Below are 1,494 nucleotides of genomic sequence, written 5' to 3' on the forward strand. Positions count from 1 at the left end.
GTGTGCAGCGTGGATGCAGGCAGGAAGATACTGACCATCATCCAGGGCAAGGGAAAGCAGGACAGGATAGTGCCGGTGGGTGAGCGTGCGCTGTGGTGGGTGAACCGCTGGCTGCATCACGTGCGCCCGGAGGTGCTGGTCAACCCGGACTGTAAGGCGCTGTTCCTGGCAATGGATGGCGTGGCAGGCCTGACGGTGAACGGCATTACGCAGGTGGTGGTGCAGTACCTGAGAGCGTGCGGCATAGAGAAAGGAAGCTGCCACCTGTTCCGTCACGCGATGGCGACGCAGATGCTGGAGAACGGCGCGGACCTGCGCTGGATACAGGCGATGCTGGGGCACCGCAGCGTGGAAAGCACGCAAATCTACACGCATGTGAGCATCCGGGCGTTGCAGGCGGTACACAGTTCAACCCATCCGGCAGAGCAGCGTTCAGATGACACATTTAACGGGATAGAGGAAAAGTAATGATAAGGTATATACTCTGTAAGTACTTAAGTGGAAGTGAGGAAAGCATAATGTCGAAAGAAGCAGTGTTCACAATGAAGCTGGAAAGCTCCCTGCGGGAAGGCTTCATCGCAGCGGCGAAAGCCAGTCACCGTCCGGCCTCACAGGTGATGCGTGAACTGATGCGCGAATACATCCAGCGTCAGGACGCCAGCCGCGCTTACGATGAGTATCTTGCCCGGAAAGTGGAGAAAGGACGGCAATCCATCCGGGCAGGTGAAGGTGTGGATAATGAAGACGTAGAAAAGCTGTTCAGGGAACGCCGGGCAAAACAGGCAGGTAAGAAGTGAAGGTACTCTGGACCGCAGAAGCACTACAGGACCGTACAGCCATCTGGGAATACCTGGTGGAAAGAAACCCGCAGGCAGCGGTTGAACTGGATGAGCGGTTCAGTGAGTCGGCATCACGGCTGGCAGAGCATCCGCAGATGGGCGTGGGGGGACAGATAAACGGCACACGAGAGCTTGTTCCCCATGAGCACTACAGGCTTATCTATGAGCTGGATGAGGAAAGAGAGACGGTATGGATAGTGACGTTGATCCACACTGCACGTTGCTGGCCGCCGGTATCAGCGGACAGGCCGCAGGGTTAGCGGGCGGCGTCTGTGAACCTGTCGGGAAGGAGGTTCGGCAGAGCGCGCCTTCCCTGGCGCGATCTGCCTGCTGTAATGCCGTGCCACGCGGGGTAAATGGCCGCGCAGCGGCGCGGCTGCTGTGGCATCTGCCTGTGCGGTGCGGCCGCTGTCCGGCCATTCACCATAATGCGGGAGATTAGCCGCACTCTCGCGGCCGTCCGGGCCGCTCCTTCCGGGCCATGTCACGCGCTCGTATGCGTCTAATCTGCATTATGGCTTGCGCCACCGCGCCAGGCAGCGGGAGCGGCCGCCATCCCTGGCGGCGTCCGGGCCATGTGCTCATACTCAGCAAACAGCAAACAGCAATAAGGCAGGTCGGCCTTACGGCCTCCGCTTAAAGGGCGTTATGCCCG

General features: G+C 59.5%; 3 protein-coding genes. All 3 read left to right on the forward strand.

Annotation, left to right across the window (positions count from 1 at the left end; genetic code table 11):
• Positions 1–468 (forward strand): tyrosine-type recombinase/integrase (locus JJB97_RS17930; protein ID WP_238715436.1); only part of this gene is annotated, 468 nt, incomplete at its 5' end.
• Positions 469–518: 50 nt separating this feature from the next.
• Complete coding sequence (locus tag JJB97_RS17935) at positions 519–797, forward strand: CopG family ribbon-helix-helix protein (protein WP_227531391.1); 279 nt, start codon at positions 519–521, stop codon at positions 795–797.
• On the forward strand, positions 794–1,099 hold the full coding sequence (locus JJB97_RS17940) for a type II toxin-antitoxin system RelE/ParE family toxin (RefSeq protein ID WP_227531390.1): 306 nt from the start codon (positions 794–796) through the stop codon (positions 1,097–1,099). Before JJB97_RS17935 ends, JJB97_RS17940 begins: the two co-directional genes overlap by 4 nt.
• Positions 1,100–1,494: the final 395 nt, after the last annotated feature.

The sequence above is a fragment of the Tenebrionibacter intestinalis genome (genome assembly GCF_016632365.1).
Classification (GTDB): Bacteria; Pseudomonadota; Gammaproteobacteria; order Enterobacterales; family Enterobacteriaceae; genus Tenebrionibacter; species Tenebrionibacter intestinalis.